The 19,745-nt window shown below is 67.8% G+C and carries 19 protein-coding genes; 16 read left to right on the top strand and 3 right to left on the bottom strand.

All coding sequences use genetic code 11. The annotated features are described in order from the left end of the window. Entirely contained in the window at positions 1-723 is a 723-nt protein-coding gene (locus tag HWX00_RS18895) for a FadR/GntR family transcriptional regulator (protein WP_175029127.1), read from the bottom strand. Positions 724-935: 212 nt separating this feature from the next. Between HWX00_RS18895 and HWX00_RS18890 the strand changes: the two genes are divergently transcribed. The 3 genes from HWX00_RS18890 to HWX00_RS18880 all read left to right on the top strand — a co-directional run bounded on the left by HWX00_RS18890 (position 936) and on the right by HWX00_RS18880 (position 3,932). Next, on the top strand, positions 936-2,258 hold the full coding sequence (locus HWX00_RS18890; protein WP_034186448.1) for a C4-dicarboxylate transporter DctA: 1,323 nt from the start codon (positions 936-938) through the stop codon (positions 2,256-2,258). A 118-nt stretch (positions 2,259-2,376) separates the two neighbouring features. Further along, positions 2,377-3,384 (top strand): allantoicase, encoded by a 1,008-nt coding sequence (alc, locus tag HWX00_RS18885; RefSeq protein WP_034186422.1) that lies wholly within the window; start codon positions 2,377-2,379, stop codon positions 3,382-3,384. Between the two features lie 14 nt (positions 3,385-3,398). Then, complete coding sequence (locus tag HWX00_RS18880) at positions 3,399-3,932, top strand: ureidoglycolate lyase (protein WP_034186449.1); 534 nt, start codon at positions 3,399-3,401, stop codon at positions 3,930-3,932. A 114-nt stretch (positions 3,933-4,046) separates the two neighbouring features. On the opposite strand, the gene fur is transcribed toward HWX00_RS18880, so the two are convergent. Then, positions 4,047-4,475, bottom strand: coding sequence for a ferric iron uptake transcriptional regulator (gene fur, locus HWX00_RS18875; protein WP_006753314.1), 429 nt, complete (start codon positions 4,473-4,475; stop codon positions 4,047-4,049). A gap of 141 nt (positions 4,476-4,616) precedes the next feature. On the opposite strand from fur, the gene HWX00_RS18870 reads away from it, so the two are divergent. The 9 genes from HWX00_RS18870 to HWX00_RS18830 all read left to right on the top strand — a co-directional run bounded on the left by HWX00_RS18870 (position 4,617) and on the right by HWX00_RS18830 (position 13,827). Beyond that, on the top strand, positions 4,617-5,438 hold the full coding sequence (locus HWX00_RS18870; RefSeq protein WP_034186423.1) for an outer membrane protein assembly factor BamE: 822 nt from the start codon (positions 4,617-4,619) through the stop codon (positions 5,436-5,438). 62 nt (positions 5,439-5,500) lie between these two features. Then, complete coding sequence (dapB, locus tag HWX00_RS18865; protein ID WP_049031358.1) at positions 5,501-6,298, top strand: 4-hydroxy-tetrahydrodipicolinate reductase; 798 nt, start codon at positions 5,501-5,503, stop codon at positions 6,296-6,298. A 17-nt stretch (positions 6,299-6,315) separates the two neighbouring features. Beyond that, positions 6,316-6,984 carry a MotA/TolQ/ExbB proton channel family protein gene (locus tag HWX00_RS18860; RefSeq protein WP_175029126.1) on the top strand — a complete coding sequence of 223 codons (669 nt, stop codon included), beginning with the start codon at positions 6,316-6,318 and terminating at the stop codon, positions 6,982-6,984. A 24-nt stretch (positions 6,985-7,008) separates the two neighbouring features. Next, positions 7,009-7,467 (top strand): ExbD/TolR family protein, encoded by a 459-nt coding sequence (locus HWX00_RS18855; RefSeq protein ID WP_034186426.1) that lies wholly within the window; start codon positions 7,009-7,011, stop codon positions 7,465-7,467. 181 nt (positions 7,468-7,648) lie between these two features. After that, the gene (leuS, locus tag HWX00_RS18850; RefSeq protein WP_034186427.1) at positions 7,649-10,243 is read left to right on the top strand and encodes a leucine--tRNA ligase; all 2,595 of its coding nucleotides are present in this window, start codon (positions 7,649-7,651) and stop codon (positions 10,241-10,243) included. A gap of 38 nt (positions 10,244-10,281) precedes the next feature. Next, positions 10,282-10,833: an LPS-assembly lipoprotein LptE gene (locus tag HWX00_RS18845; protein ID WP_034186428.1), complete on the top strand. Its 552-nt coding sequence runs from the start codon at positions 10,282-10,284 to the stop codon at positions 10,831-10,833. Between the two features lie 18 nt (positions 10,834-10,851). Then, on the top strand, positions 10,852-11,946 hold the full coding sequence (holA, locus tag HWX00_RS18840; RefSeq protein ID WP_034186429.1) for a DNA polymerase III subunit delta: 1,095 nt from the start codon (positions 10,852-10,854) through the stop codon (positions 11,944-11,946). A 167-nt stretch (positions 11,947-12,113) separates the two neighbouring features. Further along, positions 12,114-13,385, top strand: a complete 1,272-nt coding sequence (locus HWX00_RS18835) for a glutamate-5-semialdehyde dehydrogenase (protein WP_175028629.1) — start codon at positions 12,114-12,116, stop codon at positions 13,383-13,385. Positions 13,386-13,404: 19 nt separating this feature from the next. Beyond that, complete coding sequence (locus tag HWX00_RS18830) at positions 13,405-13,827, top strand: CopD family protein (RefSeq protein WP_107938103.1); 423 nt, start codon at positions 13,405-13,407, stop codon at positions 13,825-13,827. Between the two features lie 141 nt (positions 13,828-13,968). On the opposite strand, the gene HWX00_RS18825 is transcribed toward HWX00_RS18830, so the two are convergent. Further along, complete coding sequence (locus tag HWX00_RS18825; RefSeq protein ID WP_021158790.1) at positions 13,969-14,817, bottom strand: MurR/RpiR family transcriptional regulator; 849 nt, start codon at positions 14,815-14,817, stop codon at positions 13,969-13,971. Between the two features lie 293 nt (positions 14,818-15,110). On the opposite strand from HWX00_RS18825, the gene edd reads away from it, so the two are divergent. From edd to HWX00_RS18805, 4 genes are all read left to right on the top strand, one after another. After that, entirely contained in the window at positions 15,111-16,967 is a 1,857-nt protein-coding gene (gene edd, locus HWX00_RS18820) for a phosphogluconate dehydratase (protein ID WP_059558028.1), read from the top strand. Positions 16,968-16,986: 19 nt separating this feature from the next. Then, the gene (gene eda, locus HWX00_RS18815) at positions 16,987-17,613 is read left to right on the top strand and encodes a bifunctional 4-hydroxy-2-oxoglutarate aldolase/2-dehydro-3-deoxy-phosphogluconate aldolase (RefSeq protein ID WP_034186432.1); all 627 of its coding nucleotides are present in this window, start codon (positions 16,987-16,989) and stop codon (positions 17,611-17,613) included. A gap of 219 nt (positions 17,614-17,832) precedes the next feature. Beyond that, positions 17,833-19,194 (top strand): GntP family permease, encoded by a 1,362-nt coding sequence (locus tag HWX00_RS18810; RefSeq protein ID WP_034186433.1) that lies wholly within the window; start codon positions 17,833-17,835, stop codon positions 19,192-19,194. Between the two features lie 13 nt (positions 19,195-19,207). Next, positions 19,208-19,711 carry a gluconokinase gene (locus tag HWX00_RS18805; protein ID WP_034186434.1) on the top strand — a complete coding sequence of 168 codons (504 nt, stop codon included), beginning with the start codon at positions 19,208-19,210 and terminating at the stop codon, positions 19,709-19,711. The last annotated feature ends 34 nt before the right edge of the window (positions 19,712-19,745 follow it).

Genomic DNA, 19,745 nt, shown 5'->3' with positions numbered 1-19,745 from the left:
TCAGGCGCCTGGCGTCGGGAAGAAGATGCCTGCGCGCTGCGCGGCGTTCGCGATGTGCGTTTCGATCGCGGTGCCCGCGGCGGCCGCATCGCGCGCGATCAGCGCGTCGACGATCGCGCGGTGCTCGTGCCACGTCGACAGCAGCAGCTCGCGCCGGTAGAACGGCATGCGCTGGCTTTCCTTCATGATGTCCGCGCTGCTGCGCAGCACCGATTCGATCGCCGCGTTGCCGGCCAGATGGATGATCCGCATGTGGAAGTCGAAGTCGAGCTGCGACGCTTCGTCGATCGCGTTGTCGGTCAGCGCGACGTGCAGGTCGGCGAGGTTGTCCTCGAACCATGCGATGTCGGCGTCGCTGACGACGCGCGCGGCCATCCGCGCGGCGAACCCTTCGAGCGCATAGCGCATCTGGTACGTATCGGGCGGCGACGACTGTTCGGAGAACTGCCACGGATGCGCGGCCGACGCCTGCGCGCTTTCGACATACACACCCTTGCCCGCCCGGATGCGCAGCATCCCGAGCGCCTCGAGCGTCGACAGCGCCTCGCGCAGCGACGCGCGGCTGATTTCCAGCTCCTCGGAGAGCTGGCGCTGGGCCGGCAGCAGGCTGCCGACCGGATAAACGCCTGCCTCGATCCGGTCGCGGATCGTCGCGATGGCGGCGTCGGTCACGGTATGCGGAACGTTTTTCATGGTGTGGACTTTGGCCGGTCTGACCGGCATTGTAATCCGCACGCGGGCAGTGCACGACGCCCCTACGGGAAAGCCACGATCCGACCCTGTCAGATGCGTTCCAAGCGGGCGGGCAGGGGCGGGAAATCCCTATTTTGTCGGTCCTTGACGCCACTATATCGGCTTCCTACTATCCACCATAACATCACTGGTCTTACCAGTATGAACAGACGAAACTGCAACCGTTGGATCGGGAGAGCGCCGTGTCGAAATTCCTCAATTCGCTGTTTGGCCGGGTAGTCGTCGCATTGATCCTGGGGGTCGCGCTAGGCGCGTTCTTCCCGCACTTCGCCGAGTCGCTGCGGCCACTCGGCGACGGCTTCCTGAAGCTGATCAAGATGGTCATCGGCCCGATCGTGTTCTGCGTCGTGGTCAGCGGGATGGCCAATGCGGGCGACCTGAAGAAGGTCGGCCGGGTCGGCCTGAAGGCCGTCGTCTACTTCGAGGTGATGACGACGATCGCGCTCGGCATCGGCCTGGTGCTCGCGTGGTTCACGCGCCCGGGCGTCGGGATGAACATCGACCTGCGCTCGCTCGACGCCGCGTCGCTCGCGTCGTACGCGAAGAACGCCGAAAGCCTGAAGGACACGGCCGGCTACCTGATGAAGATCATCCCCGACACCGCGATCGACGCGTTCGCGAAGGGCGACATCCTGCAGATCCTCGTGTTCGCGGTGCTGTTCGGCTCCGCGCTGTCGCTGCTGGGCGACAAGGCGCAGCGCGTCAACTCGCTGATCGAGGAACTGTCGCACGTGTTCTTCCGGATCATCGGCTTCATCATCAAGCTCGCGCCACTCGGCGTGCTCGGCGCGATCGCGTTCACGACCGGCAAGTACGGCGTCGCGTCGCTCAAGCAGCTCGGCTACCTCGTCGCGGTGTTCTACGTGAGCTGCTTCGTGTTCGTCACGGTCGTGCTCGGCATCGTGATGCGCATCGCGGGCTTCTCGGTGTTCAAGCTGATTCGCTACCTGCGCGAGGAACTGTCGATCGTGCTCGGCACGGCGTCGTCGGACGCGGTGCTGCCGCAGGTGATGAGCAAGCTCGAATACATGGGCATCAAGGATTCGACGGTCGGCCTCGTGATCCCGACCGGCTATTCGTTCAACCTCGACGGCTTCTCGATCTACCTGACGCTCGCGGTGCTGTTCATCGCGCAGGCGACCAACACGCCGCTGTCGACCCATGACCTGATCGTCGTGCTGCTCGTGTCGCTCGTCACGTCGAAGGGCGCGCACGGCATCCCCGGTTCGGCGATCGTGATCCTCGCGGCGACGCTGTCGGCGATCCCCGCGATCCCGGTGCTCGGCCTCGTGCTGATCCTGCCGGTCGACTGGTTCGTCGGCATCGCCCGCGCGCTGACCAACCTGATCGGCAACTGCGTCGCGACGGTCGTCGTCGCGGTATGGGAAAACGACATCGACCGCGCCCGTGCGACGCGCGTGCTGAACCGCGAGCTGCGCTACGTGCCGGCCGACGAGGCAGGCCGCGCGGCGCCGGTGGGCGGCGACCAGGCTCACGCGCTCTGAGCGCGGCTCGGCGCGCGGGCCGGCTTCGCCCCCGGCCGTTGCGCGCGCTCGTCTTGCATGCGCCGGCGCCTCGATGCGCCGGCCTTTCACCAGAAATAACCGGAAATCAGGAGACGACATGGCAGCCCCCATTCTCGATCCGAACGCGCCCGCGTTTGCGCGGCGCTACATGAACCTTGCCGACCCGCGCCTCGGGGCGCAGGCGCTGTTCGCCAGCGACGAATTCTTCGCGCCGAAGGAGCGCATGCTGAATCCGGAGCCGGCCGTGTTCATTCCCGGCAAGTACGACGACCACGGCAAGTGGATGGACGGCTGGGAAACGCGCCGCAAGCGCACGACCGGCCACGATTTCTGCGTGGTGCGCCTCGCGCGGCCGGGCGTGATCCATGGCGTCGACCTCGATACGAGCCACTTCACCGGTAATTTTCCGCCGGCCGCGTCGATCGAGGCGTGCGCCGTCGACGGCGACACGCCGCCCGACGACGCCGCGTGGCGGACGATCGTCCCCGCGACGACGCTGCAGGGCAATTCGCACCACTACGTGAGCGTCGACGACGCGCAGCCGGTCACGCACCTGCGCGTGAACCTGTATCCGGACGGCGGGCTCGCACGGCTGCGCGTGTACGGCCAGCCGCAGCGCGACTGGCGCCACGTGCCGGCCGGCGAGCTCGTCGATCTCGCGGCGATCGAGAACGGCGGTTATCTGGTGGCCGCGAACAACCAGCACTTCGGGCCGGCATCGCAGATGCTGATGCCGGGGCGCGGCGCGAACATGGGCGACGGCTGGGAAACGCGGCGCCGCCGCGAGCCCGGCAACGACTGGGCGATCGTCGCGCTCGCGCGGCCGGGCATCATCCGGCGCGTCGAGGTCGACACGGCGTTCTTCAAGGGCAATTTCCCCGACCGCTGTTCGCTGCAGGCCGCGCACGTCGCGGGCGGCACCGACGATTCGCTCGTCACGCAGGCGATGTTCTGGGCCGAACTGCTCGGCGAGCAGAAGCTGCAGATGGATCACGTGCACACGTTCGACCAGCTCGCGGCGCTCGGCCCCGTCACGCACGTGCGCTTCAACATCTTCCCGGACGGCGGCGTGTCGCGCCTGCGTCTGTGGGGCGAGCCGGCCTGAAGGAGGGCAGCGTCATGACCGGATCCCGCATCCTGCGCGTCGAACGGCTGACCCGCGAGGCGTTCGCGCCGTTCGGCGACGTGATCGCGCTCGAAGGCGCGCGGCACTTCCCGATCAACGGCGGCACGACCGAGCGCTTCCACGATCTCGCGGCGATCGACGTGTGCGCGGACGGCGGCCGGCCGCTCGTCAGCGTGTTTCGCGCGCAGCCGCGCGCGCTGCCGGTCGCGGTCACGCTGATGGAGCGCCATCCGCACGGCAGCCAGGCATTCATCCCGCTCGCGGCCGTGTCGCGCTATGCGATCGTCGTCGCGCCGGCCGGCGACTTCCGGCCCGATGCGATGCGCGCGTTCCTGGCCGAAGGCTGGCAGGGCGTGAACTATGCGAAGGGCGTCTGGCACCATCCGCTGCTCGCGCTCGACGCGCTCAGCGATTTCGTGATCGTCGATCGCGGCGGCCCGCAGCCGAACTGCGACGAGATCCCGCTCGAGTGCGCATGGACGCTGGCATTCGAGCCGGCTTGCGCGAGCGTCGAAGGGCATTCGTAAGCAATATTGGCCGGCCCGCGCGCCCCGCGCGGCGCGGCCCGAAAAGAACAACGGCCCGGGCGGCGAGATGCCGGCCGGGCCGTGCTGCGTGCGCGACGCACGCGAATCGGCGGCTCAGTGCTTGCGGTGCGGGCAGTTCTCGGTCGTGCACGAGCCGTACATCGCGAGCGAGTGCTCCTGGAGCCGGAAGCCGCGCTCCTTCGCGATCGCCTGCTGGCGGCTTTCGATCTCGGCATCGAAGAATTCCTCGACGCGGCCGCAATCGAGGCACACGAGGTGATCGTGGTGCGAGCCCTCGTTCAGCTCGAACACGGCCTTGCCCGATTCGAAGTTGCTGCGCGTGAGCAGGCCGGCCTGCTCGAACTGCGTGAGCACGCGGTAGACGGTCGCGAGCCCGATGTCGAGCTGCTCGTTGAGCAGGTTCCGGTAGACGTCTTCGGCCGTCAGGTGGCGCACCGGGCTCTGCTGGAAGATCTCGAGAATCTTGAGGCGCGGTAGGGTGGCCTTTAGCCCGATATTCTTGAGATCCGTCGGATTGGTCATGGCTAGGCATCCCTAGAGTACAATGCAGGGCTTCAATGTTACCGGCTTTTCGCCGTTCCAGAAACACGCGCGGCCTGCACGCGGGCCAGCACGGTGAAGGAAATGATCCCAGAATCGCTTTCGCACTTTCAGAGGAGTCGCATGCGGAGTGCCATCATCGCTGCCGCCGCCGTCGTCGCGCTGGCGGGTTGTTCGTCGTACGACAGCGTGACGCAGCGCATTGCGCAGAGCATCACGCCCTATCGGATCACCGTCGTGCAGGGCAACTTCGTATCGCAGGAGAAAGCCGCGCAACTGCAGGTCGGCATGACGCGCGAGCAGGTCCGGGCATTGCTCGGCACGCCGCTGCTGGCGGACATGTTCCACGCCGACCGCTGGGATTACCTCTTCTACTTCAAGCGCGGCTCGACGTCGATCGTCCAGCAGCGCGATCTCGTCGTGACGTTCGCGGGCGATCGCCTCGCGGGCTGGACGGGCGCCGACAACCTGCCGTCCGAGCTCGACCTGCTGGCCGACATCGACGGCGACCGCGGCGGCAAGAAGGCGAAGGCGGCCGCGGCGGCGCGGAAGGCGTCGGAAGCCGCTGCCGCGAGCGCCGCGCAGGCGCAGGCGGCGGCGAGTACGCCGGTGCCGGATGTCGTCGCCAGCCCGTCCGTCGTGCCGGCCTCCGGCGCGGCGGTCGACCAGGATGCGAACGCGCAGGCCGCCCGTGCGGCGAACCGCGCGACCAACCAGGTGTCGGGACAGGGTTCGGCCGCACGCCGCTTCACGCCGTCCGCGCAGGCCTCGGGCGGCGCACCGGTGCCGGGCGGCCAGCCGCCGGGCGCCGCGCCGGCGATCCAGCCGCAGTTCCAGTTCCACCGTCCGCCGCAGCCGAACGTGTCGAACGAGGCGTCGCCGCCCGTCGGTCCGCAAGGTTCGGACAACCTGCAGAACCAGCCGCTCACCGCGCCGGCGCAGTAAGCGCGGTTGCGGAACCAGGGCGGCTCGCGCCGCCCGCCTTTAGACCTGTCGTGTAGAAAGCCATGAAGATTGCGATTGCCGGCGCATCGGGCCGAATGGGCCGGATGCTGATCGAAGCCGTTCTCAACGATGCCGACGCGCAGCTCGTCGGCGCGCTCGACCGCGCCGATTCGCCGTTCCTCGGCCAGGACGCCGGTGCGTTCCTCGGCAAGGAAACCGGGATCAAGCTGACCGACGACCTCGACGCCGTGTTCGCGCAGGCCGACTACCTGATCGATTTCACGCGCCCGGAAGGCACGATGGCCCACATCGCGGCCGCGCTGCGCCACGACGTGAAGCTCGTGATCGGCACGACCGGCTTCACCGCCGAGCAGAAGGCCGAGCTGCAGGCCGCGGCGGCCAGGATCGGCATCGTGTTCGCGGCGAACATGAGCGTCGGCGTGAACGTCACGCTGAAGCTGCTCGAATTCGCGGCGAAGCATTTCTCGCACGGCTACGACATCGAGATCATCGAGGCGCACCACCGCCACAAGGTCGATGCGCCGTCGGGCACCGCGCTGATGATGGGCGAGGCCGTCGCCGGCGCGCTCGGCCGCTCGCTCGACGAGTGCGCGGTGTACGGCCGCCACGGCGTGACGGGCGAGCGCGACCCGTCGTCGATCGGCTTCGCGGCCGTGCGCGGCGGCGACATCGTCGGCGATCATACCGTGCTGTTCGCCGGGATCGGCGAGCGCATCGAGATCACGCACAAATCGTCGAGCCGCGTGTCGTACGCGCAGGGCGCGTTGCGCGCGGTCCGCTTCCTGTCGGCGCGCGGCGCCGGCCTGTTCGACATGCAGGACGTGCTCGGCCTGCGCTGACCCACGGGGAAACTCCGATGGCGATACCCACCGGCGTTGTCCACTACCTCGAAAGCGGCGATGCGATCACGCATGCGGTCGCCTATGTGCTGCTGGCGATGTCCGTCGCCAGCTGGTGCTTCCTTTTCATGAAAGCCTGGCTCCTGGTCCGCGCGAAGCGCCAGGGGCCGCGCGCGCTCGCCGCGTTCTGGCGCGCGCCGTCGCTCGACGCGGGCATTGCCGCGCTCGCCGGCGCGGATCGCGAGCGCGTGTTCGTGCCGCTCGCCGAAGCCGCGCGCGACGCGGCCGACGACCATGACCCGGCCATGCTGGCCGCGCGCGTGGAGCGCGGCGAACGCGTGCTGCGCGCGCTGCGCCACGCGATGCTGCGCTCGCAGCGGCGTCTCGAATTCGGCCAGGTGCTGCTCGCGTCGATCGGCAGCACCGCGCCGTTCGTCGGGCTGCTGGGCACCGTGTGGGGCATCTACCACGCGCTCGGCAGCATCGCCGCGAGCGGGCAGGCGCAGATCGAGAACGTCGCGGGGCCGGTCGGCGAGGCGCTGATCATGACCGCGTTCGGGCTCGTCGTCGCGATTCCCGCGGTGCTGGCCTACAACATCCTCGGGCGGCTCGTCCGGCAGCTCGCCGAGGAACTCGACGGTTTCGCGCGCGACCTGCACGTGTTCGTGTGCGCGGCGGGCGCCTGACCGACGGGCGCGGGAGGAACGACCATGGCATTCGGCGGGCTCGAGCACCACAAGACGTCCGCGCCGATGGCGGAGATCAACATGACGCCGCTGATCGACGTGATGCTCGTGCTGCTCGTCATCTTCATCATCACCGCGCCGCTGATGACGCACGCGATCCGGCTCGACCTGCCGAAGGTCGCGGCCAGCGTCGCGCGCGACACGCCGTTATCCGTCACCTTGTCGATCGACGACGCCGGCAAGCTGTACTGGGACGACGCGCCCGTCGCGCTCGACGCGCTGCCCGCGCGCTTCCGGGCCGCCGCCGCGGGCGCCGCGCCGCCCGAGCTGCGGCTGCGCGCGTCGCGCGCGACGCGCTACGACGTGATCGCGCAGGTGATGGGCGCCGCGCAGGCCGCGGGCCTCACGCGGATCGGTTTCGTGACCGACGTGCCGCCGCAGGCGGGCGCCGCCGCGCCGGCCGCCGCCCCGGCGAAACCCTGACGCGCCCCGGTTGCGGGCCCCGGCCCGCGAGACCGGCCGTGCGGGCCGGCGCGGGCGGTATAATCGTCGTTTTTCCCGGTCCGGCAACAGCCCGCCTGTTCCCGCGCCGGGCATGCACGCCTTTCGATCCACTTCTGCGCGCGAGCCGTCGCGCCGCTTAAAGCCTAGCCCGAACCACACCATGCACGAAAGATACGTACCCGCCGACGTCGAAGCCGCCGCCCAGGGCGACTGGCGCGCAGCCGATGCCTACAAGACGCAGGAAGATTCGCAGAAGCCGAAGTTCTACTGCGTGTCGATGCTGCCGTACCCGTCCGGCAAGCTGCACATGGGTCACGTGCGCAACTACACGATCAACGACGTGATGTACCGCTATCTGCGGATGAACGGCTACAACACGCTGATGCCGATGGGCTGGGACGCGTTCGGGATGCCGGCCGAGAACGCCGCGATGGCGAACGGCGTGCCGCCCGCGAAGTGGACCTACGACAACATCGACTACATGAAGGGCCAGATGCAGTCGATGGGCCTCGCGATCGACTGGTCGCGCGAGATCGCGACGTGCAAGCCCGACTACTACAAGTGGAACCAGTGGCTGTTCCTGAAGATGCTCGAGAAGGGCATCGCGTACAAGAAGACGGGCACCGTGAACTGGGACCCGGTCGACCAGACCGTGCTCGCGAACGAGCAGGTGATCGACGGGCGCGGCTGGCGCTCGGGCGCGCTCGTCGAGAAGCGCGAGATCCCGATGTACTACCTGCGCATCACGCAGTACGCCGATGAACTGCTGAACGACCTCGACGGCCTCGGCTGGCCCGAGCGCGTGAAGATCATGCAGCAGAACTGGATCGGCAAGAGCTTCGGCGTGAACTTCGGCTTCCCGTACGAACTCGACGGCGAGCAGAAGCTGCTGCGCGTGTTCACGACGCGCGCCGACACGATCATGGGCGTCACGTTCTGCGCGATCGCGGCCGAGCACCCGCTCGCCACGCGTCTGGCGCAGGACAAGCCGGAACTGCTCGCGTTCATCGACGAATGCAAGCGCGGCGGCGTCGCCGAAGCCGACGTCGCGACGATGGAAAAGAAGGGCGTTGCGACGGGTTTCTCGGTCAAGCACCCGCTGACCGGCGAGCCGGTCGAGGTGTGGATCGGCAACTACGTGCTGATGAGCTATGGCGAAGGCGCGGTGATGGGCGTGCCGGGCCACGACGAGCGCGACTTCGCGTTCGCGAAGAAGTACGACCTGCCGATCAAGCAGGTGATCTCGGCCGAAGGCCAGACGTACTCGCTCGACGCATGGCAGGAGTGGTACGGCGACAAGGAAACCGCGGTCTGCGTGAACAGCGGCAAGTACGACGGCCTGCGCTACGCGGAAGCGGTCGACGCGGTCGCGGCCGACCTGAACGCCGGCGGCTTCGGCGACAAGCAGGTCACGTGGCGCCTGCGCGACTGGGGCGTATCGCGCCAGCGCTACTGGGGCACGCCGATCCCGATCATCCACTGCCCGTCGTGCGGCGACGTGCCGGTGCCGGAACAGGACCTGCCGGTCGTGCTGCCGGAAGACCTCGTGCCGGACGGCTCGGGCAACCCGCTCGCGAAGTCGGAAGCGTTCCTGAACTGTTCGTGCCCGAAGTGCGGCGCGGCCGCGAAGCGCGAAACCGACACGATGGACACGTTCGTCGATTCGTCGTGGTACTTCTCGCGCTACACGGCGCCGGACGCCGACACGATGGTCGACGCACGCACCGATTACTGGATGCCGATGGACCAATACATCGGCGGCATCGAGCACGCGATCCTGCACCTGCTGTATTCGCGCTTCTGGACCAAGGTGATGCGCGACCTCGGCCTCGTGAAGTTCGGCGAGCCGGCGAAGAACCTGCTCACGCAGGGGATGGTGCTGAACGAGACGTTCTACCGCGAGGACGCTTCGGGCAAGAAGACCTGGTACAACCCGGCCGACGTGACGGTCACGCACGACGACAAGGGCCGCCCGGTCGGCGCGACGCTGAACACGGACGGCCAGCCGGTCGTGCTCGGCGGCATCGAGAAGATGTCGAAGTCGAAGAACAACGGCGTCGATCCGCAGGTGCTGATCGACCTGTACGGCGCCGACACCGCGCGCCTGTTCACGATGTTCGCCGCACCGCCCGAGCAGCAGCTCGAATGGTCGGGCGCGGGCGTCGAAGGCGCGAGCCGCTTCCTGCGCCGCGTGTGGAGCTTCGGCTACGGCAACCGCGAGGCGCTCGCCGCGCGCGCGGGCTTCGATGCAGCCGCGCTCGGCGAAGCCGACAAGGCGCTGCGCCGCGAGATCTACAGCGTGCTGAAGCAGGCCGATTTCGACTACCAGCGCCTGCAGTACAACACGGTCGTGTCGGCCGCGATGAAGATGCTGAACGCGATCGACGGCGCGAAGGGCGCGACGCCCGGCGTGCTGCGCGAAGCGTACGGCGTGCTGCTGCGCGTGTTGTACCCGGTCGTGCCGCACGTCACGTTCGAGCTGTGGAAGGCACTCGGCTACGCGGACGAATTCGGCCCGCTGCTCGACGCGCCGTGGCCGAAGGTCGACGAGGCCGCGCTCGAGCAGGCCGAGATCGAACTCGTGCTGCAGGTGAACGGCAAGGTGCGCGGCGCGCTGAAGGTGGCGAAGGACGCGAGCCGCGAGGCGATCGAAGCCGCGGCGGTGGCCGACGAAGCATTCGCGAAGTTCAGCGACGGCAAGCCGGCGAAGAAGATCGTCGTCGTGCCGGGCCGCCTCGTGAACATCGTCGTCTGACGGCCGCCGGCCGTCGGACGTACCCAGAAGGAGCGAAGGTGATCCGCAGATCGTTTTTGATGCTCGTCGGCAGCGCGGTCGCGCTGTCGGCATGCGGCTTCCAGTTGCGCGGCCAGCAGGACTACGCGTTCAAGCACCTGCTGGTGGCCGGTGCGCCGGCGCCCGTCGAGGCGCGTCTCACGCGCCTCGTCGAGGCCGGCAGCGACACGAAGATCGTCAAGTCGGCGGACGACGCCGACGCCGTGCTGCGCATGTGGGAGTCGCGTGGGCAGAACACGCTGACGCTCAACAAGTTCGGCTCGGCGCAGGAATACGCGCTGTTCTATACGCTGAACTACACGCTGACGAGCAAGGACGGCACCGTGCTGATCCCGCCGAGCGCGATCGCGCTGAACCGCGCGATGACGTACAGCGACCAGTACACGAACGCGAAGGCGCAGGAAGCCGACATCCTGTACGGCGACATGCAGAACGACGCGGTCGACCAGCTGATGCGACGTCTCGCGATCGTCCATTCGCTGACGCCGGCGCCGGAGGACGTGGTGCCGGGTGTCGCGCCGCGCGCGCCGCTGCCGCCGCCGCCGCTCTGATCGACGGCGCACGTAGCGATGCAATTGCGACTTGATGCGCTGGAGCCGCACCTCGCGAAGGGGTTGGCCGGGCTCTATACCGTCTACGGCGACGAGCCGCTGCTCGCGCAGGAAGCGTGCGACCGCATTCGTGCGGCCGCACGCGCGGCCGGCTTCACCGAGCGTTCGGTGCATACGGTCGAGCGCGGCTTCGACTGGAGCGTGCTGCTCGGCGCGACCCAGGCGATGTCGCTGTTCGGCGAGCGCCAGCTGATCGAGCTGCGCATCCCGTCGGGCAAGCCCGGCAAGGAAGGCGCCGATGCGCTGAAGACGCTCGCGGCCGCGCCCAATCCCGACGCGCTGATGCTCGTCACGTTGCCGCGTCTCGATGCGGCCACGCAGAAATCCGCGTGGTTTACCGCGCTGCAGAACGGCGGCGTCGCGCTGAAGATCGATCCGGTCGATCGCGCGCAACTGCCGAACTGGATCGGCCAGCGTCTCGCGATGCAGGGCCAGCGGGCCGCGCCCGGCGACGACGGGCGGCGCGCGCTGCAGTTCATTGCCGAGCGCGTCGAAGGCAACCTGCTCGCCGCGCACCAGGAAATCCAGAAGCTCGGGCTGCTGTATCCGCAAGGGACGCTGTCGTTCGAGCAGGTGCACGACGCGGTGCTGAACGTCGCGCGCTACGACGTCTTCAAGCTGAACGAAGCGATGCTCGCCGGCGACGCCGCGCGGCTCGCACGGATGATCGACGGGCTGAAGGGCGAGGGCGAGGCGATCGTGCTCGTGATGTGGGCCGTCGTCGAGGAACTGCGCACGCTGCTGCGGATCAAGCGCGGCGCGACGGCCGGCAAGCCGCTGGCGACGCTGCTGCGCGAGAACCGCGTATGGGGGCCGCGCGAGCGGCTGATCGGCCCCGCGCTGAACCGCGTGTCGGAAGGCGTGCTCGAGAAGGCGCTCGCGTTCGCCGCGAAGCTCGACCGGCAGGTCAAGGGGCTCACGGCCGTCGTGCCGGGCCGCCGCACGCAGGACGAGCCGCCGCCCGATCCGTGGGACGGGCTGTTCCAGCTCGCGATGACGGTCGCGGGCGCGCGCGGCGAACGACCGCCGACCGCGGGTCGCGTGCGACGCTAGGTCCCGTCCGGGCCGTCAGCGCGCACGGCGCAACCCGCTTACAATATTTCGATTGCCGGCGCGGCGTGTCTGCCGCGGCCTGGCGCGGATGGCCGCCCCGGATGGCCGTCCGCGCGCTCCCCCACGAATTCATGCCGCTCCGCGCGGCTCGCTTCTCGAGTCACACGATGGATATCGATCAGTACATGACCGACCTGGGCCGTCGCGCCCGGCACGCTTCCCGCGCGATGGCGCGCGCCAGCACGGCCGCGAAGAACGCGGCGCTCGACGCGATGGCCCGCGCGATCGAACGCGACGCGCAGGTGCTGAAGGACGCGAATGCGCGCGACGTCGCCCGCGCCCGTGAAAAGGGGCTCGATGCAGCGTTCGTCGACCGCCTGACGCTGTCGGACAAGGCGCTGAAAACGATGGTCGAAGGGCTGCGCCAGGTCGCGTCGCTCGCCGATCCGATCGGCGAGATCGGCAACCTCAAGTATCGCCCGAGCGGGATCCAGGTCGGCCAGATGCGCGTGCCGCTCGGCGTGATCGGCATCATCTACGAATCGCGCCCGAACGTGACGATCGACGCGGCCGCGCTGTGCCTGAAGTCGGGCAACGCGACGATCCTGCGCGGCGGCTCCGAAGCGCTCGAATCGAACGCGGCGCTCGCGAAGCTGATCGGTGAAGGGCTCGAGGCGGCCGGCCTGCCGCAGGACGCGGTGCAGGTCGTCGCGACGGCCGATCGCGCGGCGGTCGGCAAGCTGATCACGATGACCGAATACGTCGACGTGATCGTGCCGCGCGGCGGCAAGAGCCTGATCGAGCGCCTGATCAACGAGGCGCGCGTGCCGATGATCAAGCACCTCGACGGCATCTGCCACGTGTACGTCGACGATCGCGCCGATCTCGCCAAGGCGCTGACCGTCTGCGACAACGCGAAGACGCACCGCTACGGCACCTGCAACACGATGGAGACGCTGCTCGTGTCGGGCGGCATCGCGGCTGCGCTGCTGCCGCCGCTCGGCAAGCTGTATCGCGACAAGCAGGTCGAGCTGCGCGTCGATGCGGCCGCGCGCGCGGTGCTCGCCGATGCGGGCGTCGGTCCGCTCGTCGACGCGACCGAAGAAGACTGGCATACCGAATATCTCGCGCCGGTGCTCGCGATCAAGGTCGTCGACGGCCTCGACGCCGCGATCGAGCACATCAACCACTACGGCTCGCATCACACCGATGCGATCGTTACCGAGGATCACGACCGCGCGATGCGTTTCCTGCGCGAGGTCGATTCCGCGAGCGTGATGGTCAACGCGTCGACCCGCTTCGCGGACGGCTTCGAGTTCGGCCTCGGCGCGGAAATCGGCATCTCGAACGACAAGCTGCACGCACGCGGCCCCGTCGGCCTGGAAGGGCTGACGTCGCTGAAGTACGTCGTGCTCGGACACGGCGAAGGCCGCCAGTAACCCGCGAGGCGCACCACCAATGGCAATGCTCTGGGTCAAGACGTTCCATATCGTTCTGATCGCCGCGTGGTTCGCGGGGCTCTTCTACCTGCCGCGCATCTACGTGAACCTGGCCATGGAGACCGATCCGGCCGCGGTACGCCGCCTGCTGCTGATGGCGCGCAAGCTGTTCCGCTTCATGACGATGATCGCGGTGCCGGCGCTGGCCTGCGGGCTGTGGCTGTGGCTCGTGATCGGCATCGGGCAGGGGCAGGGCTGGATCCATGCGAAGGTGACGGTCGTGCTGCTGCTCGTGATCTACCACGCGTACTGCGGGCACTTGTTGAAAGTGTTCGAGCGCGGCGAGAACAAGCGTACCGACAAGTGGTATCGCGTGTTCAACGAACTGCCGGTGCTCGGCATGCTTGCCGCGGTCGCACTGGTCGTGATCAAGCCGTTCTGAGCGGCGCGGCCGGCGCGGCCGGCGCGGTGGCCGGTGCGGACCCCTGCGCGACGGCGCCCCTCGGGGCGCCGTTTGTCGTTGACGTGCGTGTTACGTGCCGGCTGATGCGCCGGTCATGCGCCGGCCGACCGCCACGCGCCGTCAATCCTTCGTGCCGTCGTCGATCCGGCGCCGCGTAATCGCTTCCTTCGCGCGGCCGACCCGTTCCATCAGCGCGGGGCCGCGCGACAGCGCCACGCCGACCGCGAGGATGTCGCCGATCGCGAGGTGCGACATCCGCGACGTCATCGGCGAGAACACGTCCGTTTCCTCGGCAACGTTCGACGCGAGGCTCACGGTCGCGAGCTTCGCGAGCGGCGAATGGCTCTGCGTGATCGCGACGACCTTCGCGCCGCACGCGAGCGCGGAGCGCGCGGCGTCGACGATGTCGCGCGTGCGGCCGGTGTTCGAGATCGCGACGACGACGTCGTGCGGCCCGAGCAGCGCGGACGACATCGAGAACGTGTGCGGATCCGAGTACGCGACGCTCGGCACGCCGAGCCGGAAGAACTTGTGCTGGATGTCCTGCGCGGCGATGCCCGAGCCGCCGGCGCCGTAGAACTCGATCCGCGACGCGTTCGACAGCAGCGCGATCGCCTCGGCGACGCTGCCGGCGGACAGGCTGTTGCGTACTTCGATCAGCGCGCCGATCGTGCGGTCGAACACCTTGCCGATGATGCCGGGCGCCGGTTCGTCGGGCTCGACGTCGCGATAGACCGACGACACGCCCGGCGCGACGCTCTGTGCGAGCCGGATCTTGAATTCGCGAAAGCCGCTGCAGCCGAGCGCCTGGCAGAAGCGGGCGATGGTCGGCTGGCTGACGCCCGCGCGCGTCGACAGCTCGGTCATCGCGAGGTCGAGCACCTCGCGCGGCGCGGCGAGGATGTAGTCGGCGAGCTTGCGCTCGGACGGGCGCAACTCGGCGCGGATCGCTTCAATGCGAGGCAGCATGGGGCGGTACGTGAAAATCGGGTTCGGATGAGCGAGTGTATCGCAATCGAATTGTAGAAAATCTACATGAAATTACTAGCGTCATTGTGGTGCTTTTGATGGGGTGACGGCAGGTGAAATTAGGGTTTTCACTAGTTTAAGCCTTGCTGGTGGCGGGAATAAAGGTTGCGCGGCTGTCGATCCGCATTGCGTGCTTGTAGTTTTTCTACTAGACTGGCTTCGTTCGGTCGACGCACTCGACCGTCCCCACGATTCCAACCGCCGGTGTCGGTCGGCATACAGGAGCGCCCAGCATGACGTCGCTGCACCCCACCCTGGCGAAGGTCACCGAACGCGTGATCGCCCGCAGCCAATCGACCCGTTCCGCCTATCTGCAGCGCATCGACGGCGCGCAGGGCAAGTTCCCGGCACGCGGCGCGCTGTCGTGCGCGAACCTCGCGCACGGCTTCGCGGGCCTCGAAGGCAACGACAAGTTCTCGATCAAGGCGATTCGCGAGCCGAACATCGGCATCGTGTCCTCGTACAACGAGATGCTGTCCGCGCATGCGCCGTACAAGGATTTCCCCGAGATCATCAAGGCGGCCGCGCGCGAGAACGGCGGGGTCGCGCAGTTCGCCGGCGGCGTGCCGGCGATGTGCGACGGCGTCACGCAGGGCAACCCGGGGATGGAGCTGTCGCTGTTCTCGCGCGAAGCGATCGCGATGGGCACGGCGATCGCGCTCACGCACAACATGTTCGACGCGGCGCTGTGCCTGGGCATCTGCGACAAGATCGTGCCGGGCCTCCTGATCGGCGCGCTGCAGTTCGGCCACCTGCCGACGATCTTCGTGCCGGCCGGCCCGATGACGAGCGGCCTGTCGAACGACGACAAGGCGAAGATCCGCCAGCAGTTCGCGACCGGCCAGGTCGGCCGCGACGCGCTGCTCGAAGCCGAATCGGCCGCGTATCACGGCCACGGCACCTGCACGTTCTACGGCACGGCGAACAGCAACCAGATGCTGATGGAGCTGATGGGCCTGCACCTGCCGGGCTCGGCCTTCGTTCATCCGCACACGCCGCTGCGCACCGCGCTGACGGCCGAGGCCGCGCGCCGCGTGCTCGACCTGACCGTCGAGCGCGGCCATTACACGCCGATCGGCCATGTGATCGACGAGAAGGCGATCGTCAACGGCATCGTCGCGCTGCTCGCGACGGGCGGCTCGACCAACCACACGCTGCACCTCGTCGCGATCGCGCGCGCGGCCGGCATCCTGATCGACTGGAACGACTTCGACGAACTGTCGGCCGTCGTGCCGCTGCTCGCGAAGATCTACCCGAACGGCAAGGCCGACGTGAACCACTTCCACGCGGCGGGCGGCGTCGCGTTCCTGGTGCGCAACCTGCTCGAAGGCGGCCTGCTGCACGAGGACGTGACGACGGTCGCCGGCAAGGGACTGTCGCACTACACGAAGGAGCCGAAGCTGATTGACGGCAAGCTGACGTGGGTCGACGGCGCGGCCGAGAGCCACGACACGAAGGTGCTGCGCGGCATCCGCGACCCGTTCCAGCCGGACGGCGGTCTGCGCCTGATGCAGGGCCGGCTCGGCCGCGGCGTGATCAAGATTTCGGCGGTCGCGCCCGAGCACCGCAAGGTGACGGCGCCCGCGATCGTGTTCGATTCGCAGGAAGCCGTGCAGGAAGCGTTCGATCGCGGCGAGCTGAAGCGCGATTTCGTCGCGGTCGTGCGCTTCCAGGGCGCGCGCGCGAACGGGATGCCCGAGCTGCACCGTTTGACGCCGCTGCTCGGCGTGCTGCAGGATCAGGGCTTCCACGTCGCGCTGGTGACCGACGGCCGCATGTCGGGCGCGTCGGGCAAGGTGCCGGCCGTGATCCACGTGTCGCCGGAAGCGCTGCTGGCCGGCCCGCTGGGCAAGGTGAAGACGGGCGATACGCTGGTGATCGACGCGGAAGCCGGCGTGCTCGACATCGAGATCGACGACGCGGAGTGGCATGCGCGCCCGGTCGCGCAGCCGCTGCACCAGGCCGAGAACGAGGTCGGCTTCGGGCGTGAACTGTTCGGCGTGTTCCGCGCGGCCGCGGCGCCGGCCGAGCAGGGCGCATCGGTTTTCGGGACGTTGGTCGGCGAAACGGCCGCCCACGTCGCCGCATGAATTTCAAGGAGCCAATTCAATGAAGACGATTGCTGAAATCGTGAAGCTGGGCCCGGTCATTCCGGTGCTCGCATTCGACTCGGTCGAGCAGGGCGAACACGTGTCGCGCGCGCTGCACGCAGGCGGCGTGAAGGTACTCGAGATCACGCTGCGCACGCCGGCCGGCCTGGAGGCGATCCAGCGCGCGAGCCAGCTCGCGGACGACATCGTCGTCGGCGTCGGCACGATCACGAAACCCGAGCACTGCGCGCAGGCGAAGCGCGCCGGCGCGAAGTTCGGCGTGTCGCCGGGCCTGACGAAGGACCTGCACCTCGCGTCGCTCGACGCGGGCCTGCCGCTGCTGCCGGGCGTGATGACGCCGAGCGACATCATCCAGGCGCTTGAATTCGGCTACGAGATCGTGAAGTTCTTCCCCGCGCAGCAGGCAGGCGGCGTGCCGATGCTGCAGGCGTTCCACGGCCCGTTCCCGGCGCTGAAGTTCTGCCCGACCGGCGGCATCACGGTCGACACCGCGCCGAATTTCCTGAAACTGCCGAACGTCGTGTGCGTCGGCGGCTCGTGGCTCACGCCGAAGGCCGCGCTTGCCGCGCAGGACTGGGCCGAAGTCACGCGCCTCGCGCAAGCCGCGAGCCAGCTGCCGCGCTAATGCTTGTATGAAATGAAGAAAGAACCCTCGGAAGCGAGCGCTTAGTGCTTGTTTTACCGAGGGTTTTTGCTGATGGAACCGGTTCTATCCGCAGGCCGTAAAGATAAGTAAAATTCAGCGTCCTGACGGGGTGGGTACCCCCCGTGTTTCGGAGACCTGCATAGCCGGGCATACTCGCAACAGCTCGCCCGGTTCGAACAATTCTAGGAGGAGTGCCACATGGGGGCTGTCCAAGGCAGCATGCTGCTCGTATTCACGCTGATCGCGATTGCCGCGCTGATCCTGATGATCGCGCGCTACAAGATCTACCCGTTCCTGGTGCTGATCATCGTTTCGCTCGGCCTTGGTCTCGTCGTCGGCATGCCGATGGACAAGATCGTCAAGTCGTTCGAGACGGGCACCGGCGGCACGCTCGGTCACATTGCGATCGTCGTCGGCCTCGGCACGATGCTCGGCAAGATGATGGCCGAATCGGGCGGCGCCGAACGGATCGCGACCACGCTGATCGACTGGTTCGGTGAAAAGAACATCCACTGGGCGATGATGTTCGTCGCGATCATCGTCGGCCTGCCGGTGTTCTTCGAAGTCGGCTTCGTGCTGCTGATCCCGATCGCGTTCAACGTCGCGAAGCGCACCGGCAAGTCGCTGCTCGTCGTCGGCCTGCCGATGGTGGCCGGCCTGTCGGTCGTGCACGGGCTGATCCCGCCGCACCCGGCCGCGCTGCTGGCTGTCCAGCAATACGGCGCCGATATCGGCAAGACGATCGCGTTCGGCCTGCTCGTCGGCGTGCCGACCGCGATCATCGCGGGCCCGCTGTTCGCGCTGACGATCTCGAAGTTCGTGAAGCTGCCGGACAACAACCCGCTCGCGTCGCAATTCGTCGATTCGCGCACGGACGGCCGCACGCGCGAACTGCCGAGCTTCGGCATCACGCTGTTCACGATCCTGCTGCCCGTCGTGCTGATGCTCGTCGGCAGCTGGGCCGACCTGCTGTTCACGCCGAAGTCGCTGCCGAACAACCTGCTGCGCTTCGCCGGCAACTCGGACGTCGCGCTGCTGATCGCCGTGCTCGTGAGCTTCTTCACGTTCGGCAAGCTGCAGGGCTTCAACCGCGACCAGATCCAGAAGTTCTGCAGCGAGTGTCTGGCGCCGATCGCCGGGATCACGCTGATCGTCGGCGCGGGTGGCGGCTTCGGCGGTGTCCTGCGCGACAGCGGGATCTCGCAGCAGATCGTCGAGACCGCGAAGCACGCGCATCTGTCGCCGCTGCTGCTCGGCTGGTTCGTCGCGGCGCTGATGCGTCTCGCGACCGGCTCGGCGACGGTCGCGATGACGACGGCCTGCGGCATCGTCGCGCCGATCGCGGCGGCGGCCGGCACGACGGTCAGCCCGGAGCTGCTGGTGCTGGCCACCGGTTCGGGCTCGCTGATCTTCTCGCACGTGAACGATGGCGGCTTCTGGCTGATCAAGGAATACTTCGGGATGACGGTCGGTCAGACGTTCAAGACCTGGTCGTTGCTCGAAACCATCATTTCAGTGCTTGGTCTGGGCTTCACGCTGCTGCTGAGCATGGTTTTGTAACAAGGGGTAGTCAATGATTCTGATCGCAATGGGCGTATCGGGCGCAGGCAAGTCGCTGATCGGCGAAATGCTGGCGGAACGCCTGTCGTGCAGCTATACCGACGGCGACGCGTTTCACAGCGCGGCGAACAAGGAAAAGATGCATAACGGCATTCCGCTGACCGACGACGACCGCTGGCCGTGGCTGCGCACGATCCGCGCGGCCATCGAGGAAAAGCAGCGTGCCGGCGAAACGGCCGTGTTCACGTGCTCGTCGCTGAAGCGGTCGTACCGCGACGTGCTGCGCGGCACCGACACCGATGTGCGGTTCGTGTATCTGAAGGGGTCGTTCGAGGTGTTGCAGGAGCGCCTGAAGAGCCGCACCGGCCATTTCTTCGATCCGTCGCTGCTGAAGAGCCAGCTCGATACGCTCGAGGAGCCGGGCCCGGACGAAGCGATCGAGGTCAGCATCGAGCTGACGCCCGAACGGATCGTCGATCAGGTCATGCTGAAGATCGGTACCGCGCAGCAGCATTGAGCGCGGTTCGCGGCAATCGTCACGCAAAAGGCGC

Origin of the sequence: Burkholderia seminalis DSM 23518 (assembly GCF_902832885.1) — a bacterium.
GTDB classification, from domain to species: Bacteria; Pseudomonadota; Gammaproteobacteria; order Burkholderiales; family Burkholderiaceae; genus Burkholderia; species Burkholderia seminalis.
The sequence above is the reverse complement of the archived record's forward strand: the minus strand, read 5'-3'. Positions and strand labels throughout refer to the sequence as shown.